This is a genomic window from Citrobacter sp. Cf132, from assembly GCF_030333885.1.
Lineage (GTDB): Bacteria > Pseudomonadota > Gammaproteobacteria > Enterobacterales > Enterobacteriaceae > Citrobacter > Citrobacter freundii.
On record NZ_JAOWFA010000068.1, the window covers coordinates 53,880 to 72,927 of the forward strand.

The following is a 19,048-nucleotide window of genomic DNA, read 5'->3' on the forward strand; positions in this document are numbered from 1 at the left end:
GTTAACAGTTTATGGTTACAGCCACGCATTTGCGCCCTTCACGGCAAAAGTGCGTGGTAGCACGCATTACTGGTACGTTGCCTGTCGTTGTAATAGAGGTGTACGTCTATGAAAAAATTCTGCAGGCAATATCAGATATCAATAGCGTCATGTTCGAAAAAGATTTTTAAAGTCACTTTTCCTGATTGTATTTCTTTAAAAATTGGCTATTTGCATTCTAGGGTTGGAATTCATCCATTCTAACCCTTGATTCTTAGTCGGAAAAAAAGCTGCTTCTGGTTGGATTTTTCTGTTTTTCACCACCCAGCGAAAATCTAACATTGGTTGGATTCTCAGACGCGCCATCTCTCGCGTTAATCCAACTCTCCACCTTCTGCCTGCTTCAACAATGTCGGAATGTGCGGTCCATACTCGACCTTGCCTCGTCCTGCTCGAATACCACTGCCAACCTTGCGGGCTTCTTTGGAGTACAACGTCTTTGCACGGATGATCTCATAGCTATAACCCCGACCTAACCGATTGGACATCTTGATCAAGCCGTTGAGCCCTTCTGTATAGCCATTGGTGATTGAGAACGGCGCATCCCAGTAGGCAAAGATGTCGTCGTAATGGTTGTGTACCGTTTTTACCAGTGTTTTGAAAGGCTCCATGCCATAAAGTGGAAGGCTGTTCTCCCAAGCCTCAAAGGCGTTCTGAGCGCTCTGCTTGTCGGGTTCGTCGTAGATGCAGAAGAAGGCTTCCTTGAAGTCATAGGCCATGGCAAGTGCTGGGATCGCCTGCTTTACAACCTCCAGCGCCTTTTGCTCTGCGGGTGTCAAGTTGCCGGGTCGCTTCAGGGTGAGCCAGCGAATCGACTTTTTGACGTAAATGCGATCTTCTTTGCTTAACTGTGCCTGATAGTTCTTGCGCTCCACTTCCAAGGCTTCAGAAGCCATCTTGACGACATGGAACTTGTCGATCACCAGTTTGGCGTTGGGCAGATACTGAGCAAAGGAACGCTTGAAGGGTCGCCACATATCCGTACAGACCCATTCCACCTTGTCAGCATCCGGCAAATCCTTGAAGAAGGGCTTCAAATGCTCTTGAGTTCGATGCTCCAACATATCAAAGACGTTGTTGGTTGCCAGATTGGTGATTACACAGCGATACCCTCCGGCCAGGTTCACTTCGTCAATGCCCATGATGACTGGGGTTTCGTAACGAACGGTTTGGGAGAGTTCCTCAATGAGATCGTGAGCGATGTTCTTGACGGTGTTCACCGCCACACCGGTTTGCTCAGCTAAAGCATGGAAGGTGGTTCCCAGGCACTGTTGCCGAATAACATCGACCAGCCGTTTGGTGGCTCGGCGTTTGTCATCCAGAAAACTCAACTCCGGCATGGACATTTTTCCGCACGACTCACAGCGAAAGCGCGGGCGCTGAACTTCAAGGCGGACGGGCTCCATGTACAACGGCGTGTCCATGAACTTGTTTTTGCGCGTACCGTGTCTGTGCATAGGGATGTTGCAGTCCCCACATAACGGCACCTCGACCGTTACCGGCTCAGCGACTATCACAAGGCACTTGCCTTCGTGGCGCATATCGACCGGCTTGATGCCTGGCAGATTCAGCAGGTCAAGCATCTGCTTAATCCATACCCAGATCGATGTCTTTGCCTTCGCGTAGCAGGTCATACACCATATCAACCAATGCGGTCATGCCCTGACGGTCAGACTTGAGCACCTGGGTTGCCAGCTTCTGATGACTGGACAAAGCACGAACAACAGCTTGCTGCACAGCACCGGGGAGGTTGCCTTTCATAGCCTGCTCACGGGTGTTGCTTTCCACCTGAGCCATGACGACATCGCTTTCACCGGTAATCGCTGAAATCTGATTAACGAAAGCCACCTGATCCTGGATCGGCGTCGCCTCACCAAACAGGCTGTTGAGCCTCTCGATAATCTCTTTGACGAATTTCGGCTTGTCGCCTGCCGCTCCACCACCGCCTGCACCTGCTGGTTGCAATACCGGGGTTTTGCCTTCTTCTTCTACGTCATCGGGTCGAGCATTGATGTCAAAGCCAGTAAGCACCAGGCCTGTCAAGTCCACGGTTTCCGGTGCTTCGTGCTGAAGGCGCTTTTGCAGCAGCTTGGCGAAAGCGGCAAAGTTCTCCAACTCCGGGTCGCCAAAATCAATCAGTTGGGCGATATAGGAATAGGTACGGCAGAAGCGCCCCAGGTCCGACTTGAAGCCCATCAGCGCCTTGATTTGCTCGGCATACTCATCCTGGTGGTGATCGGCAGACTTCATGCCCGCCTCATCACCCCTGGCGCGGGCCTTCTCAAACGCTGCTTCCCAGGTTGCCATGCCATCGCGCAACATTTTCATCTTGTCGTTATACAAGGCCGTCGCTCCAGCTGTAGCGGTATACAGCGCCTTGTGCTGTGGCGATTTAGTATGGGTGATGTCACGTATGGTCTTGAAGCGGGCTTCTTTGAACGCGGCCAAGTCCTTCTCGTCGTACAGGCCGTGCTCGTCCAGTCGCTCCTTGATCTCGTAGACCACATTGAGGTCTTGCACTTCGCTGATGTGAGCGCCTTTGTCATAGGTGGCAAAGGCCTTGCGCACGTTCTCTGGATCGTTCACGAAGTCGATGATAAAGACTTCATCCTTCCCAGGTGCCGTCCGGTTCAGGCGGGCGAAGGTCTGCACAATCTCCACATGGTTGGCGATTTTCTTGTCCACATACATGGCGACCAGTTTGGGCTGGTCAAAGCCAGTCTGGAACTTGTCGGCCACCAACATCACCCGGTATTCCGGGCGGTCAAAGGCAAAGCGCAAATCCTGCCCGTGGACATCCGGGTTCATGCTCTGCTCGGTGAACTCCTCGTTCTCATCGACGATAAACACATCATCCTTGAACTCGCTGTCATCCTGGTGCATCACCTGCTTACCGGTCATCTTGCCGGAGAAGGCCACCAGTGAATGAATAAAGCCGTACTCGCTGTGCTGCTCGATATAGCGGTCAAACGCCTTCTTGTAGCGAATGGCAGCGGCACGGGAGCTGGTCACTACCATCGCCTTGGCCTTGCCATCCAGCCGGTGGGCGACGTTTTTGGTGAAGTGCTCAACGATAAACTGTACCTTCTGGGTCACATTGGTGGGATGCAATGACATCCACTGTGCCAGGGCGCGTTTGGCGGCCTTGCCGCTTACCCGCTTGCTGTCTTCAAGCTGCTTGGAAAGGTTGAAGGCCGTTTTGTAGGGCACATAGCCGTTCAACACATCGAGAATGAATTTCTCCTCAATGGCCTGGCGCATGGTGTACAGGTGGAAGGCTTGCGGCGGGTTATCGTCCGAGATCGGTTGGCTTGGATCTGTCGGGCGACCAAACAGCATCAAAGTGGAGTGCTTGGGCGTGCCGGTAAAGGCGAAGTAGCTGATATTGTCCGGGCGGGCGCGAGACTTTTGCAGTTGCTCCAGTAGTTCATCCACCGTCATGGTGGACATTTTGCCTTGTCCGCTCATCCCCAGCGCGGCTTGCAGCTTAGCGGCGGTAGAGCCAGTCTGCGAGTTATGCGCCTCATCAATGATCACAGCAAAGTTTTTCCCTTTCAGGGCCTTGTCAGTGATGATGGCTTCCATCGCGTAGGGGAAGGTCTGGATCGTTACTACCACAATCGGCGTGCCAGACAACAAGGCATCCGAGAGCTGCTTGCTCTTGGACTTGGATGACTTCTGCCGGTCAATGGCGGCGATCACCCCAAACTGATGGTCAATCTGCTTCACCGCGTCCTGGAGCTGGCCGTCCAGCACATTACGGTCGGTGACAATGATCACGCTGTTAAATACCGCGTCGCCGTTATCTTCGCGCAGTTTCACCAAGTCATGGGCCGTCCAGGAAATGGTGCTGGTCTTGCCGGAACCGGCGCTGTGGTCACACAGGTAGGTCATGCCTGCGCCATTTTCGCGGGCATCGGCCAGCATCTGGTTCACTGCCGTCCATTGGTGAAAGCGCGGGAAAATCAGGGTTTCTTTCTTCGACCAGTTGCCCTGAATATCCACCACGTCCTTTTTCTCGACGTAGACAAAGCTATGGAAAATCCGCAGCCAGGCATCCGGCTGGCAGACCGCCTCCCAGAAGTAGGCTACCGGGTATTCCTGGGTACCATCGGCCTTAATCTCACCTGGCGGGTTACCCGCATGTACAGTGCCGCTTTCGTCATTGCGCCCCTTATTGAACGGCAGGAAAAAGGTGCTTTCTCCATCCAGCTTGGTCGCCATCATGATTTCAGAGTCGGACATGGCGAAATGTACCACTGCCCCACGCTTGAAGGTCAGCAATGGCTCCCGGCGTTTGGTCTGGGCGTCATACGGCAGGCGATCATTGCGGTACTGATCCATGGCCGCTTCGCAGGACTGGGTGAAGTCGGTCTTCAGTTCGACGGTTGCCACCGGCAGACCGTTGATAAACAGCACCAGATCAATGGCAAATTCACGGGCCGGGTGATACTTCAGCTCCGGCACCACGCGCAGTATATTGGCCTGGTAGCGCTCAATGACTGCTGCATTGCGCTTGTCTTCCGGTGCGGCCTCGGTCATCTCGATCAGGCCGCAACCGGCAATGGAAAAGCCCTGGCGCAACACCTGCATGGTGCCTTGTTTCTCCAGTGCTTTATCCAAGCGATCCATCAGCACTTCAAGGGTTTTGGCCCCGTTGAGCCGTTCCAGCTTGTCCCATTTTTCCTGCTGGCCGCTGGTTTTGATCCAGCTTTCCAGGTCTTCGGGATACACCGCCCGCTCGGTGTTGTAGAACTTGGAATCACCCAGCTTCCAGCCCTGATCTACCAACCGGTCGATGATGTATTGCTGGAAGTATTTTTCCTGATGTGCTGCTGATTGCATTTATTGTTTTCCTCGCAAATCAATCTGGCCGGTGACAGCGGCGGTGATAAAGGCGGCGCGGCGTTCTTTGAGCAGGGTGATACTTTGTTCCGACTTGCTAATCAGAGCATCAATGCGGGCGGTTTCAAGGTCGAGGGTGGCTAGAATGGCATCTTGCTCCTTCAGATCTGGAAGAGGTAGACGAGTGTTCGCTACATATTCATGCTCTAAGCTTTCAACAGTAGCTCCTTCTTTTGCCCATATCCCAAGCAACGAGCGGTTAAGACCCTGTACCCACCGAAGTATAAACCGGGGTCTAACCCTAGTTTCATCAAGGCTCAATGCTTTCATGTCCTGATTTAAGCTAACAGGAACATTATTGATCCCAACCGGTATCGTGTGACGAAGAATACCTGATCGAGCAACCAGCAACACCGCTCCCGAGTCAATCAGTTTCGTGGCACTATTTTCCAGTCCTTTGGTAGTTATATGATCTATAGAATCGGTAATCACCTCATGTTTCATATCCTTTGGAGAGACCCAAGGGATGCAGCCGTTCCAATAGTCTGGATTTTCTTTTGATGGCGTACCACCACCAGAGAATGCAGCAACATGCTTTAGTTTTGTCGCCTCCCAGTGCTCCGGCACCTGCCCAATCCACTCAATGCCGGAATCCTTCATCTTGGCGTTGCGGTCTAGTCCCTTGGTGACAGCATGGGTAATCAGCCCCTGCCGCTTTTCCTTCAGTAGCTCGACAAAGCGGTTTTTCTTCTCGATAAGCGCATCAATACGGGCGGTTTCGCGGTCGAGGGTGGCCGCGATGGTGGCTTGTTCGTCAGTGTCGGGAAGCCCGATAGTAAATGACTCAAACAGATCCGTTGGAACTCGCTTTAAGCCTCCAGTGCCTCTCATCTCAGATTTGGCAATTGTTCTGAACTGCTCTTCTTGCAGACGGTAGTAAAGAAACCGGTTATGTCCCTTTCCATTTACCCGAAGAACATTGATTTCAGTAGAGCCAAACCCAATGCCGTTAACCAGACCATTGGCTATCGCTATGTTTCCATTCTCGAAGCAAGGCGTTACCTTGGCGATCAGAATATCGCCATCGCAGAAATAGCTATATCCACCATACACTTCATGAATAGGACGAGTTTCATCAAGTGTTACAGCATTGGTTCTCAGCTTTTCCATAGGGAGAAATGTGCAAAGAGAATCCTTTTCCTCGCTTAAGGTCGATTTCCTGGGATTCAAGGCGGAAATTCGCTTAATCTGCGCAATCTTCCAATGCTCCGGCACCTGCCCAATCCACTCAATGCCGGAATCCTTATACGCGGGATATGCTCTGTACTGGCTCATTCGCTGGCCACCTCCGCCAGTAGCGCGGCAATCTCGGCTTCTACCTGCTTCAGGTCTTCATCAATATCATGCAGCTTGCGCGGCGGCTGGTACTGGTAGAAGAAGCGGTTGAAGTTGATCTCGTAGCCAACGCGGCCCAATTGACCATCCCTGGCATCGGTAAAGCTCTCATCCAGCCAAGCATCCGGCACATGAGGAAGCACTTCGCGGGCAAAGTAGTCGTCGATGTCATCCAGATAGGGGACGTTCTCGTAATCAGTCAAATCTGTGTCTGGCACCAGCTCGCCGTTGGAATCCGTGACTGGCTCGGCTTTCGGGTCTTTGTGACCAAAGGCGCTGATTAGGGCGGTGATCAATGTCTTGTTGGATTTGACCTTGAGCTGCTTTGCTTCATCGGACTTGATCGAGTCCCTAACAAAGGTTTCTGCCCAGCTATAGGGCTGCGTTTGCCCGATCAGCGGCTTGAGGGCTTCACGCCAGAATGTCTGATGCGCATCAGAGAGCTTTTCCCAGGCAGCTTCGGCTTCCAACCGATCCATGCCCACCTTATCCAGCTCCAGGGTCATGCGCAGCGGGCGCAGGACCTTGATACGGCGGTAGCCAAAGGTACGGTAGTCAAGCATCCGGGAAAGCGCTCCGGTTTCGCCTGTGGCGTAGATGTCCAGAATCTGGCGGCGCTGCTCATCGCTGACAATACGGCGCTTGTTGCCCTCGTTGCGGATTGAAGTCCAAAGGTCGGTGGCGTTGATCAACTGCACCTTGCCTTTGCGCTCCTGCGGCTTCTTGTTGGACAGAATCCACAGGTAGGTGGCGATATTGGTGCGGAAGAACAGATCCGTTGGCAGAGCTACAATGGCTTCAATCAGGTCGTCTTCCAGCAACCAACGGCGTATTTCCGATTCGCCAGACGCGGCACCGCCGTTAAACAGTGGCGAACCCGACAGCACGATAGCGGCGCGGCCACCGCCGTTGATCGGCAGTTCTAGCTTGCTCGCCAGGTGCATCAAAAACAGCATGGAGCCATCGCTAATTTTCGGCAGGCCCGGCCCAAAACGGCCCAACTCACCTTTTTTGTGTTCTGCTTCGACGGCGGTTTTGTCCTTCTCCCATTTCTTGCCGAAAGGCGGATTGGACAGGCAGTAGTGGAAACGCTCACCGGCAAACTGGTCGTTGGACAGCGTGCTGCCCTGACGAATGTTCTTCGACAGATCTCGGCCTGGGTCGGACTCCAAACGGCGGATCAGCATACCGGCTACACAAACCGCATGGGTTTCCGGCTCCAACTCCTGCCCGTGCGGCACCAGCACTGGCGGGATCTTGTCGCGGTTACCGTAGTCACCCACATGGTTCATGGCATCGGTGAGGAAGCCACCCGTGCCACAGGTCGGGTCATACAGAGTACGAATCAAACCGGGGCTGGCCTCAAACAGGGCATCATCCGGGTCAAGTAGCAATGCGGTCGCTAGGTGAACGATGTCGCGCGGCGTCATGAAGTCCTCGGCCCCTTCATTGACCTCGGCACCAAAGCGGCGAATTAGGTGTTCGTAGATGTTACTCATCACCCGATCCGGAACCACGTCCGGGTGCAGATCGATCTTGGCGAAGTTCTGGCAAATCTTGTACAGCAAGCCCGCTTTCTCCAGCCGGATCACCGTATTGCCAAACTCAAACTCCTCGAAGATAGCGCGGGCATTATCCGAAAACAGGGCGATGTAGTCTTCCAGATTGCGGCGCGTCTTGGTGCTACCCAAGGTGCCGAGGGAGTATTCAGAGGTGTTGTAGAAGGGGTATTCAGCGGTTGAGCGCAGAATGGTATCCAGCTCGACATCGGCATCCTTGAAAGCGTCATGCGCTTCTCTCACCGCCTCGCGGGTCGGCTCCAGCGCACACTCCAGGCGGCGCAGCAAGGTAAACGGCAAAATGATCTTGCCAAAGTCCGTATGCTTGAAGTCCCCCCAAAGGTCTTCCGCATTCTTCCAAATAAAGTCAGCCTGTGAAGCTGCCGATCCCGTAAATTCGCTCATTCTGGACTCCAACCACTTTTTGCACAGAACGGTACTGGAGTCAATCTGCGAATGTCAACCAGATTTTGCACAAAAGGGGATGGATTTAAATTCTTGGCTAAATTTGCGATCCTACCTCAGAATGCAAATAGCCTTTTTTATAAAAGAGTAGACAAAAGAGGTTCGCGATACTAATCTACCAACTAGATGGTTGGTATTGATTGCACCAGCTATACCTTTTATCAAGAAATTACAGGAGCCATTATGTCTACTACCGTTAAACCTTCTGCAGACGCAGCTGCGATCCACAATACCCGTGAAGCAGTTCGCAGCCAGCCTGGCCTGGGTAACCTGACTTTCCAGATGAAAGCCCGTTCCAGCGGCGGATTAACCGTTCGCACAGAGACCGGCGCCACAATCCAGAACGGCGTTATCGATAACAGCCGCGCAGGGAAATTTTCTAATATCGGTGATGAACCCGCAGGTTTACTCGGCACCGATACCGGCATGAGCCCGACTGAATACATCATGCAGGCGCTGGCTGGCTGTTATACCGCCACCCTCACCATGATGGCTGCTGAAAAAGGGATCGACCTGGACGGTATCGAGCTGGATCTTAATTTCGATATCAACCTCAACGGCTTCCTTGGGCTGGACAGCAACGTGCGTAAAGGTGCGAAATCTATTCGCGTCGATGTTCACCTTACGAGCAAGACCGCCAGTCGCGAGGAGTTAGAAGCGCTGGTCAGCGAAATGCAAAAGAATTCGCCAATCCACGATACTCTGGCTAATCCGGTTGAAATGATTACACGCCTGGCGTGATGTCAGAGATGTAATGCTGCCATTCAGAATGCAGGATGGCAGTGACGTTCAGCTCTGCACGATACTGAGTCAGTGATACAACTTGCTACGGAAAAATAGCAACAATATAATCTATCAACTAGTAGATTATATGGAGTAATTATGACAACCATGACACGGGAACGGCTGCTCAGCGAAGCAGAACACCTGATGCGCGAAAAAGGGTATTCAGCATTCAGCTATGCTGATTTATCAAAAATAGTGGGTATCACCAAGGCCAGTATTCATCACCATTTCCCGACCAAAGATATTCTGGGTGAGCAGGTGGTAATACAGGCGTTCTCCGATACACAACGCGTATTTGAGCAGATAGAGGCGACTGAGAAAAGCGCGGAGAAAAGAATTGCGGCCTACATCGATATCTTCGCGCAAAGCCATAAAGCTTCACTACTGCCACTGTGTTGTGCGTTGTCAGCGGAGACCGCCAATCTGCCTCAGGCAATTACTGTACAGACATCACTTTATTTCGATATGCAAATCGAGTGGCTCACAAAAGTCGTCAGGGCGGGCATGGAGTCAGGTGAGTTTTCATCCCATGCCGAACCATCAGATATTGCTTTGATGATCATTAATGTCTGTGAAGGCTCAAGCGTAGTGGCGCATGCAACGGCCAGACCCGAAGTCTTCACCAACAGCCTTAAGTATATAAAACTGCTTCTTAATACCCCTCATTCAGGAGAATGACACTATGCTGGACTGGAACAACTATCGCTCAGAGTTAATGCAACGTTTAGGTGAGTTGGGCAAACTGACCCCCGAGACCATGAAAGGCGTGGTTGCCCTAGGCAACGCAGGTAACAAAACTGACCTTCTGGGCGCAAAAGTGCGTGAACTCATTGCCCTGGCGTGCGCTGTCACAACGCGCTGCGACGGCTGCATTGCTTTTCACGCCGACGCCGCTGTGAAAGCCGGTGCAACCGACGCTGAAATTGCTGAAGCTCTGGGCGTGGCGATTAACCTCAACGCTGGCGCTGCGGTCATTTATTCAGCCCGCACTCTGGATGCTGTCGGTCAGGCACGCGGTTAAGCATTAATAAATTCCACGTTGAAAGGGCATTACTGCCCTTTTTTTATGTCCGCAATCGCCTGAGCATATACCGATGCAGGTTTCACACCCGGTATGCGTTTAACTAATTGCCCTTCATGAAATATCAGCACAGACGGCAGCCCCCAGATCTCGTATTTGGTTGTCAGCACCGGCGCCTGATCTACATTGACTTTCCCCACCTGAATATCTCCATCGAGCCGGTCTGCAAACTGACTGAACATTTCTTCGCTGGCCTGACAGGGCGGACACCAGGGTGCAGAGAAACGTACCACCGATATTCCTTTGTACTGTTCTATCTGGCGGAAATTATCTTCGTTATAGGATGTTAATGTACGCATGGTGATGACCTCGCAAAGTGAGTGACAATTCAAAAATGGCCGCGTCATGAGAAAAAGTACGGCATGCCCATTGACCTACCTACTAGATGGTTGGTATATTGCCACCCATCAGATGTTTATGCAACTCCAGTGCGCGACGTCCGGTCGATGATACTTCCGGGTTGTGCAAATCCCTGTCGGGATAACTCCTTTTTGCTTTTGTGAGGTACACGATGAGTAAGCTTTTCACCCCCTACAATCTGTCTGGCCTGGCGTTAAAAAACCGTGTAGTCATGGCACCGATGACCCGCACCCGCACCATGAATGACGTGCCGGATGAGGTCGTGGCTTTGTACTATGCACAGCGTGCTTCTGCTGGCCTGCTCATCACCGAAGGGATGCCGGTTTCAGAAGAAGGCCGGGGTTACCTTTATACCCCTGGTATCTACAACGACGAACACGTCCAGGGCTGGCGTAAGGTGACACAAGCGGTTCACGCCAAAGGTGGCCGTATTTTCGCGCAGCTCTGGCACGTCGGCCGTATGTCTCACGTCTCTCTTCAGCCAGGCCACATAGCGCCGGTTTCAGCGGGCACCGTTCAGGCGGTCAATACCACCGTTTTTGCGCTGACCGAATCCGGAGAACCGGGCCCGGTTGTACCAAGCCAGCCACGCGCGCTGGAAACGCATGAAGTGAAACGCATCACTGCAGACTTCGTGCACTCCGCACGCCTGGCGATGGAAGCCGGCTTTGACGGCGTGGAAATCATGGCTGCAAACGGATTCATCTTTGACCAGTTCCTCAGTAGCGAACTGAACACCCGCACCGACGAATACGGCGGCTCGGTGGAAAATCGTCAGCGTTTCCTGCTGGAGACCATTGACGCCGTGGCGGAAGCCGTGGGTAACAGCCACGTTGCCGTGCGCCTGTCACCGTTCGGCCGCATTTATGACCTCGCGCCGTATGAAGGTGAAGAGCAAACCTGGTCAGCCATCACCGACGCGCTCGGTCAGCGGGAACTGGCCTACGTACACCTTTACTATCAGCCGGTGTACACCAAAGCGCCACTTCCGGAAGGATTCCGCCGCCGTTTTCGCAACACGTTTAAAGGCACCATCATCGCTGCCGGCGGGTTTACCCGTGATATCGCAGAGCAGGCTCTGGAAGATGATGAGCTGGATCTGGTGGCATTTGGTGTGCCCTACATCGCTAACCCGGATCTGGTTGAAAGAATGCAAAACGGCTGGCCACTGGCAGAAAGTGACCGCGCCACCTACTACGGCGTCAGTGGTTCCCCGGAAAAAGGCTATACCGATTACCCGGTCTGGCAGGCGCAATAAATCCCATACGGTCGCGGTTCTCTGATAAGTGAGACCCGACCGCCCAAGGTCTTTGAGGAATCATTATGCAAACGCTGAAACCCACCCTTACTATCGATATCTGGTCAGATTTGGTCTGCCCGTGGTGCTGGATTGCTAAAAAAAGATTTGAACAGGGTCTGAATCGCTTTGAATTTCGCGATCAGGTGGTGCTCCGTCATCACAGCTACCGTCTGGCCGGTGGTACTCCCGCTATGCCTTTTAAGGATGCCATCGTTAAAAAACTGGGCAGTCAGCATTCAGCGGAGCTGATGATGAATCAGGTGGGCACCGCCGGTAAATCTGAAGGTCTGATCTACAACTTTGACGGCATGATGTTTGGTGATACAGAAGATGCACACACCCTGCTGGTTGCCGCGCGTAAGGCCGGAATTGCGGACGCGGTGGAAGAACGTTTTTATCACGGCAGTATCACCGAAGGTCGCTCTCTCTTTGACCGTCAGCAGCTCGTTGCAATGGCCGTAGAAGCCGGTATGCCGAAAGCTGACGCTGAAGCCGCCCTGGAAAATGACGATTTTCGCGCCACCGTTTCCGACGATGAAGCCCACGCACAGTCTATTGGCCTCAGCGGCGTTCCGGTTTTTGTGATGAACGAAAAATATGCCATCAGCGGGGCTCAGGCAGCAGATAACTTTTTGAATGCCCTGCGTCAGGTATGGGATGAACAGCAAACCGAATTTTCAGCCACGGCGGGTCAGACCTGCGGAACGGATGGCTGCAGTATTTAATCCGTCAACCGCCGGCAGTTTCACCCTGCCGGCAACGTCTTACCCACCAGTAATGGAGTCAGAAAATGAACACTTTTTTCAAAGGTAAAAAACTGCTCGTCGTCGGCGGTACCAGCGGCATGGGTCTGGCCGTCGCACGCATGGTACTGGAAGCGGGCGGCAGTGTGGTGCTGACCGGGAATAAAAAAGACAAAGCCGAAGCGGTGCAAAAAGAACTGAGTCCTCTGGGACCGGTTGCGGTTATTGCGGCGAACCTGATGACCGAAGAAGGTATGGAAACTATCCGTCGGGAAATTAATGCCCGCCACCGCGATATCAGCCTGATGGTGAATGCCGCCGGGATCTTCATGCCGAAAGGCTTTACCGATCACAGCTTTGACGATTATGACATGTATCTTGCGCTGAACCGCGCCACGTTCTTTATTACGCAGGATGTCGTGAAGAACATGCTCGCCGCGAAGCTCGAAGGGTCTATCGTCAATGTCGGTTCGATTGGCGCCCAGGCAGCACTGGGTGACTCGCCGGCCTCGGCCTATTCTATGGCAAAAGCGGGTCTGCATGCCCTGACGCGTAATCTGGCGATTGAGCTGGCCAGCGCGGGTATTCGTGTCAACGCTGTGTCTCCCGGGATTGTTCATACGCCAATATACGAAGGCTTCATGGACAAAGCGGATATCGCTGATGCTATGAAGTCGTTGAACGATTTCCACCCGCTGGGACGCGTCGGAACTGCCGAAGACGTTGCAAACACTATTCTCTTCCTGTTGTCTGACAAAACCTCATGGGTGACGGGCGCTATCTGGGATGTCGATGCGGGCATCATGGCGGTCAGACGATAACCCCGTGACGCTGGCATGAGCCGCCCCTTTACGGGCGGCATTTTTTTGTCGCCAGAATGTCTTCAGCAGGCTTCACTCAGGATATTCACGACCTGTTTCCGTACCTGGATATAGGCGACAGAGAACAGCACCGCATACGCCATGAGGTAAAACCCGCTCAGCGGACGCCACAGCGATAATGTGGTCCTGGCGTGATAAAAGAGGAAGGGGGACAGGACGAATGCACCACTGGCCAGCCTGAGGCTGCTGAATGAAAGGGGATCAATGTGGCCTCCTTGCAGGGCCAGACGACACAGAATGGAGTTTGCCGCAAATGCCAGCATTGCCAGTGATATTTTAAGAATGAGCGCGCACCTGGCCATTCGAGAAGTCCTCACAAAAATCCTGCAAACTACCATCTAGTTGGAAGCATGGCGTAAGTGATCACCGAACAGGAAGCAATAACCAGCTTTCAAACTGGAAGGTGAGGACAGGCATTCGGAATGAATTCTGTTTCACATCCCCAGTGGAGGACGGAAAACGCGTTATGCCAGATGCAGAGCAGAAGCTTTTTTTTCTCCTGCGATCAAACATATGACATCAGTTTAAGGCCCGGAATATCCTATGAAAAAACTAAAATTTACGTTCAAAAATGCGGCGGGTGAAGAACTGGCCGGATTGCTTGAACTTCCTGAAAATCCTAAAGCGTTTGCGCTGTTAGCTCATTGTTTTACGTGTGGCAAAGACCTCAAAGGCGCGGCGCGTATTGCGCGGAAACTGACAGAGAAAGCTATCGCCGTTCTCCGGTTTGATTTTACTGGTCTGGGAAACAGCGAAGGGGATTTTTCCAACACCAACTTCTCATCCAATATTTCGGACCTGCTTTGCGCGGTAGATTATCTCCGCCGACAGTACGAAGCGCCTTCTTTGCTCATCGGTCATAGCCTGGGGGGATCTGCCATCCTGTCTATCGCCGGCGAAGTTCCTGAGGCAAAGGCCGTTGTCACCATAGGATCACCCGGAGAACTGACACACGTAAAACGTCTTTTTAAGGATGATGTTGAAAACATTAACCAGCATGGAGCCTATCCCGTTGAGCTGGCCGGGCGGGTATTTACGTTAAAGAAACAGATGCTGGACAATATTCAGGAACACAAAATCGCTCATAAGGTGTTCGCCATGAACAAGCCTCTGCTGATTTTTCATGCGACTGAAGATGATACCGTGTTAATTGAGCAGGCCGAGAAAATATTCAAAGCAGCTAAGCATCCCAAGAGTTTCATTTCCCTGGGTAAGGCTGATCACCTTCTGACACATGCTCAGGATGCTGAATACGTTGCCGATATCATTATATCGTGGAGCGAATGTTACCTTTAAACAGAGTAAATGCGTTCAAACTCGTAGCGCTGAGGGCGATTTTCTGCAGAGATCGGACACTGTTTATGCTGGACTGATTTTGCGATAAAGGCTCAGGCCGATGCATACAGGCGGGGCTGTATAAGGGGGAGGCCCTTGGGCGAGCATCCTTTATGCACCGGCTGAGTGAAATCAGGGATATGGGGGTGGGAGGATCAGAATTACCACGCCACCGGCGCTGACACTACATACGGCGGCGATAACACTCTGGAATACGGTTTATATAGAAAGAACCATTGAGCCGCTTAAGCAAAAAGGAGTTCCTGTTAATGAACTGCTGGTCTCTCATCCTTCTCCACTGCTGTACAAAATATAGTCTTAGCGTGGGATAATTAATGAGATGGTCACTCCCTCCTTCCCGGTACTATGCTGAGGACAGGCTTTCATTCGGAGAACTATCATGGAAAACATTGCGCTCATTGGTATCGATCTGGGTAAAAACTCTTTCCATATTCATTGCCAGGATCGTCGCGGGAAGGCTGTTTACCGTAAAAAATTTACCCGGCCAAAGTTGATCGAATTTTTGGCGACATGCCCCGCTACAACCATCGCAATGGAAGCCTGTGGCGGTTCTCACTTTATGGCACGCAAGTTGGGGTCGGTTCCGGCTGAGGGCGAAATGACACCCTAAGCTTTCGGTTCCTTGGGCCAAAGATATTCGCCAGTCAGTAGAATGTGCGCCCAGCCCAATGGGGATATGTGGGGAAGAAATTCAGGGGGAACATCCAACCCTTCGTTCCGCCGCTCCGTGACGGCATGACCAAGATGGACGGTATTCCAGTAAATGATCACCGCAGTCAATAAATTGAGCCCAGCGATTCGGTAGTGCTGCCCCTCTGTCGTGCGATCGCGAATTTCCCCCTGCCTCCCGATACGGAGCGCATTTTTGAGCGCATGGTGGGCCTCTCCCTTGTTAAGACCGATCTGAGCACGCCGCTGCATGTCCGTATCCAGGATCCACTCAATAATGAAAAGGGTCCGTTCAATACGACCAACTTCACGAAGCGCAACTGCAAGGTTGTTTTGTCGTGGGTAAGAAGCGAGCTTGCGCAGGAGTTGGCTGGGCCTGATTTTGCCAGCGGTCATCGTCGCGGCACAACGGAAAATATCAGGCCAGTTCGCAACGATAAGATCCTCCCGGGCTTTTCCACCTACCAACTTGCGTAACTCCCTGGGGGTCGTATCGGGATTAAATACGTACAACCGCTTCGATGGCAGATCCCTGATTCGCAGAACGAGATTGTAGCCGAGCAGGCTACTGGCTCCGAACAAATGGTCGGTGAATCCTGCTGTATCGGCATACTGTTCGCGAACATGGCGACCGACCTCGTTCATCAGTAGTCCATCGAGAATATACGGTGCCTCGCTCACGGTCGCCGGGATCGACTGACAAGCGAATGGCGCGAACTGGTCGCTTACGTGAGTATACGCTTTGAGGCCGGGAACAGAACCATATTTGGCATTGACCATGTTCATGACTTCGCCATGCCGCGCTGTCGGGAAAAACTGACCATCGCTCGATGCTGACGTGCCCATCCCCCAGACGCGTGACATCGGCAGTTTACCCTGCGCGGCCACCACAATTGCCAATGCCTGGTTCATGGCTTCGCTTTCAACATGCCAGCGGGCAAGGCGTGAGAGCTGCCAGTAATCATGCGTGTTTGTAGCTTCCGCCATCTTACGCAGGCCCAGATTGAGCCCTTCAGCGAGCAGGACGTTGAGCAGACCGATCCGGTCGCGACATGGAGCCCCGGTTCTCAGATGGGTAAACGCATCTGTGAAACCAAGGGCTGCATCAACTTCAAGCAGCATGTCGGTAATCCGAACGGACGGCATTCGGCGATACAGATCCAGTATGAGTGCCTCGGCACCATCCGGCACGTCTGCTGTCAACCTGTCGATCCGCAACGTTCCATCTTCTATGCTACCGTGCGGAATAGTGCCGTTACGGGCAGCCCGGGCCAGCCGCTTAAGAGCGATCGTGAGTCGCGCCTTTCTGTCTGCCAGCCAATCCTGTGGGTTGGAAGGCACGGCCAGTTTTGCATTTTCCTGCGCCGCGATCATCGGCACCAGTACCTGCTTGAGGTCACCATAGCGGCGCGAATGAGCGAGCCAGACATCTCCGGAACGAAAAGCATCCCGGAGGTGAAAGAGTACCGCCACTTCCCAAAGACGGGTATCTCCTTTTTCCTGAGCTCGTAAATGACGGTTCCATTTGGAGCTGGGCCGCAGGAAACGCCTTTCTGGCGATGCAACACCTTTCATCTCTCCGATCGACAAAGCTGCTGCTACCAATGGTCCGGCGACCGGCGCGGCTTCGAGCTTCAGACAGCGCAACATGCGGGGCGCATAACGACGAAAGCGATGGTATCCCTGCCCGACATATGCAAGAGGCTCATCGGCTAGCGTGTTGCTGAGTTGAGTCCCTGTCGCTACCAGTTGAGCGAGCCGGTCCCATGCAACCGAACTGGCGACAGCCATCTCCAGCGGGGTTCCGTCACTGCGGGCCTCAAGCAACGAAGCTCCCAGCGCGGTGAAGGTACGGATCGTATCCGTGAGTGTGGCTTTAGAGCCGGAAATTGTTTCGTCATGCTGGCGCTTCGCTTCCCGCCAGGTTTTTCCTACGATCCTGTCATGGGTTTCGACTATGGCATCAGCAATCGCCGCTTCCCACTCCACAACACAGACGGCAAGGATCGCCCAGCGGCGGTCCGAAGTGATGTCACGCAAACCGTCGGTGAAGTAGCGTTCACCCTGCCGACGCAGCCGGGCAATGCGATGGGCAGGTATGCTGGCCAAAGCACTATGATTGATATTCAGGGTACGCAGAAATTCGAGCCTGTCGAGCAAACGGTTAGCAGCAGCCGAGTTGTTACCAACCTCGAAGTTGCGAAGCCAGATGAAACGACTGATATTGCCGGCGAGCATTTCACTCAGAAGTTTGTCCAGGTGATCGCGAACATCCGCTGTTAAATTTTCCGCAATCCGCGTTTCAATCCGCCGCTCAGCGGCGACCAGAGCATCCGCGCACAAGCGCTCGATTGTCGATACTGCGGGCAGAATGGTGGAAGTTTCCCGACACCGCACAATAAAACGATGAGCAAGATCCTCGTTTGATCTGGCATCTTCGGCCTGGCCGAAAGTCCACTCCCGCAGATCACGGGCACCACGGCCCGTGAAGGTCTTGTAGCCGTAAATTTCGCGCAGCGTGTCCATGTGCTGCTGACGGGTTTGGCGCCGTGTGGCATAAGTGAGAAGCGCATCAGCCGGAACTCCAAGCTGAGCACCGACGAAGGAAAGGACTTCACGCGGGATCATCTCACCAGGAGCCAGTGCACGGCCCGGATATCGTAAGGCACAAAGTTGCAGGGCAAAGCCAATCCTGTTTTCCGGTCTGCGGCGCTGCCTAATGTTTTCCAGGTCATCATCGCCCAGCGTGTAGAACTTCAGTAGCGACAGTTCGTCCGTGGGCAGATCGAACAGCGCTGCTCGCTGCCGTTCGGTGAAAATATGGCGTCGTGACATACAAATTCGTCCCTTTTGAAGTATAGTCTGTTTTGGACAACAGCCAGCCCATATAAATCAGGGCGTTCCGATACAAAAATCCAGGAGGGTTCAATTGGGACATCGTGCCGCCATTTACTGCCGGGTTTCAACAGCGGATCAGTCTTGTGAACGCCAGGAATTTGATCTGCGAGCCTTCGCCGGCCGTGCCGGCTACGACGTGGTGGGAATATTTAAGGAAACAGGTTCAGGAACTAAACTCGACCGGGCCGAGCGAAAGAAAGTCCTGGCGCTTGCCCAGTCCAGACAAATTGATGCAATCCTGGTCACTGAGCTTTCCCGGTGGGGGCGCTCGACGCTCGATCTGCTCAATACGCTACGTGAACTGGAGAACTGGAAGGTTTCCGTGATAGCCATGAATGGAATGGCGTTCGATCTTTCGTCGCCGTATGGACGAATGCTGGCGACGTTTCTTTCCGGCATTGCGGAGTTTGAGCGGGATCTCATCAGCGAGCGGGTCAAGTCAGGCCTTGCTGTTGCGAAGGCACGTGGTAAGAGGCTTGGTCGTCAGGCCGGAGTGCGACCAAAATCAGACCGACTTTTGCCTAAGGTGGTTGCGATGAGGGCCGAGGGACGCAGCTATCGCTGGATCGCACGCGAGCTCGGTATCAGCAAGAATACCGTCGCTGACATCGTGCAACGACACAGAGCTAACGCTTAGGGTGTCATTTCGCCCTCAGCCGGAACCGACCCCA

At 53.1% G+C, this 19,048-nt stretch carries 15 protein-coding genes and 2 pseudogenes; 10 read left to right on the forward strand and 7 right to left on the reverse strand.

Annotated features, from left to right (window positions below; translation table 11 throughout):
• Positions 1–353: 353 nt before the first annotated feature.
• Genes OGV85_RS19170 through OGV85_RS19185 form a run of 4 tightly spaced genes read right to left on the reverse strand, consistent with a single transcriptional unit; the run spans position 354 to position 8,243 of the window.
• Complete coding sequence (locus tag OGV85_RS19170) at positions 354–1,622, reverse strand: ISL3-like element ISKpn25 family transposase (protein ID WP_009653618.1); 1,269 nt, start codon at positions 1,620–1,622, stop codon at positions 354–356.
• Between the two features lie 4 nt (positions 1,623–1,626).
• Entirely contained in the window at positions 1,627–4,884 is a 3,258-nt protein-coding gene (locus OGV85_RS19175; RefSeq protein ID WP_009653619.1) for a type I restriction endonuclease subunit R, read from the reverse strand.
• Positions 4,885–6,219 (reverse strand): restriction endonuclease subunit S, encoded by a 1,335-nt coding sequence (locus OGV85_RS19180; RefSeq protein WP_009653617.1) that lies wholly within the window; start codon positions 6,217–6,219, stop codon positions 4,885–4,887. It lies immediately after the preceding gene.
• Positions 6,216–8,243 (reverse strand): type I restriction-modification system subunit M, encoded by a 2,028-nt coding sequence (locus OGV85_RS19185; protein WP_009653620.1) that lies wholly within the window; start codon positions 8,241–8,243, stop codon positions 6,216–6,218. Before OGV85_RS19185 ends, OGV85_RS19180 begins: the two co-directional genes overlap by 4 nt.
• A gap of 243 nt (positions 8,244–8,486) precedes the next feature.
• On the opposite strand from OGV85_RS19185, the gene OGV85_RS19190 reads away from it, so the two are divergent.
• From OGV85_RS19190 to OGV85_RS19200, 3 genes are all read left to right on the forward strand, one after another.
• Positions 8,487–9,044 carry an OsmC family protein gene (locus tag OGV85_RS19190; protein WP_023304049.1) on the forward strand — a complete coding sequence of 186 codons (558 nt, stop codon included), beginning with the start codon at positions 8,487–8,489 and terminating at the stop codon, positions 9,042–9,044.
• A 141-nt stretch (positions 9,045–9,185) separates the two neighbouring features.
• Positions 9,186–9,767, forward strand: coding sequence for a TetR/AcrR family transcriptional regulator (locus tag OGV85_RS19195; protein ID WP_023304048.1), 582 nt, complete (start codon positions 9,186–9,188; stop codon positions 9,765–9,767).
• A gap of 4 nt (positions 9,768–9,771) precedes the next feature.
• The gene (locus tag OGV85_RS19200; protein WP_000888080.1) at positions 9,772–10,110 is read left to right on the forward strand and encodes a carboxymuconolactone decarboxylase family protein; all 339 of its coding nucleotides are present in this window, start codon (positions 9,772–9,774) and stop codon (positions 10,108–10,110) included.
• A 29-nt stretch (positions 10,111–10,139) separates the two neighbouring features.
• On the opposite strand, the gene OGV85_RS19205 is transcribed toward OGV85_RS19200, so the two are convergent.
• Positions 10,140–10,469 carry a thioredoxin family protein gene (locus tag OGV85_RS19205; protein ID WP_023304047.1) on the reverse strand — a complete coding sequence of 110 codons (330 nt, stop codon included), beginning with the start codon at positions 10,467–10,469 and terminating at the stop codon, positions 10,140–10,142.
• A gap of 212 nt (positions 10,470–10,681) precedes the next feature.
• On the opposite strand from OGV85_RS19205, the gene OGV85_RS19210 reads away from it, so the two are divergent.
• From OGV85_RS19210 to OGV85_RS19220, 3 genes are all read left to right on the forward strand, one after another.
• A complete protein-coding gene (locus OGV85_RS19210) occupies positions 10,682–11,788 on the forward strand; it encodes an alkene reductase (RefSeq protein ID WP_006687059.1) in 1,107 nt (368 codons plus the stop codon).
• Positions 11,789–11,853: 65 nt separating this feature from the next.
• Positions 11,854–12,555 (forward strand): DsbA family oxidoreductase, encoded by a 702-nt coding sequence (locus OGV85_RS19215; RefSeq protein WP_023304046.1) that lies wholly within the window; start codon positions 11,854–11,856, stop codon positions 12,553–12,555.
• 65 nt (positions 12,556–12,620) lie between these two features.
• A complete protein-coding gene (locus OGV85_RS19220) occupies positions 12,621–13,394 on the forward strand; it encodes an SDR family NAD(P)-dependent oxidoreductase (protein WP_023307210.1) in 774 nt (257 codons plus the stop codon).
• Positions 13,395–13,456: 62 nt separating this feature from the next.
• On the opposite strand, the gene OGV85_RS19225 is transcribed toward OGV85_RS19220, so the two are convergent.
• A complete protein-coding gene (locus OGV85_RS19225) occupies positions 13,457–13,756 on the reverse strand; it encodes a hypothetical protein (protein WP_023307211.1) in 300 nt (99 codons plus the stop codon).
• 241 nt (positions 13,757–13,997) lie between these two features.
• On the opposite strand from OGV85_RS19225, the gene OGV85_RS19230 reads away from it, so the two are divergent.
• From OGV85_RS19230 to OGV85_RS19240, 3 genes and pseudogenes are all read left to right on the forward strand, one after another.
• Complete coding sequence (locus OGV85_RS19230) at positions 13,998–14,750, forward strand: alpha/beta hydrolase family protein (RefSeq protein WP_023307212.1); 753 nt, start codon at positions 13,998–14,000, stop codon at positions 14,748–14,750.
• A gap of 26 nt (positions 14,751–14,776) precedes the next feature.
• A pseudogene (locus OGV85_RS19235) lies at positions 14,777–15,090 on the forward strand (Tn3 family transposase); the annotation flags it as partial.
• Between the two features lie 99 nt (positions 15,091–15,189).
• A pseudogene (locus OGV85_RS19240) lies at positions 15,190–15,384 on the forward strand (IS110 family transposase); the annotation flags it as partial.
• A 32-nt stretch (positions 15,385–15,416) separates the two neighbouring features.
• Here OGV85_RS19240 and OGV85_RS19245 read toward each other — a convergent pair.
• A complete protein-coding gene (locus OGV85_RS19245) occupies positions 15,417–18,314 on the reverse strand; it encodes a Tn3-like element Tn5403 family transposase (RefSeq protein WP_023307208.1) in 2,898 nt (965 codons plus the stop codon).
• 94 nt (positions 18,315–18,408) lie between these two features.
• Here OGV85_RS19245 and OGV85_RS19250 point away from each other — a divergent pair, with 94 nt between their 5' ends.
• On the forward strand, positions 18,409–19,014 hold the full coding sequence (locus OGV85_RS19250; protein ID WP_000509966.1) for a recombinase family protein: 606 nt from the start codon (positions 18,409–18,411) through the stop codon (positions 19,012–19,014).
• The last annotated feature ends 34 nt before the right edge of the window (positions 19,015–19,048 follow it).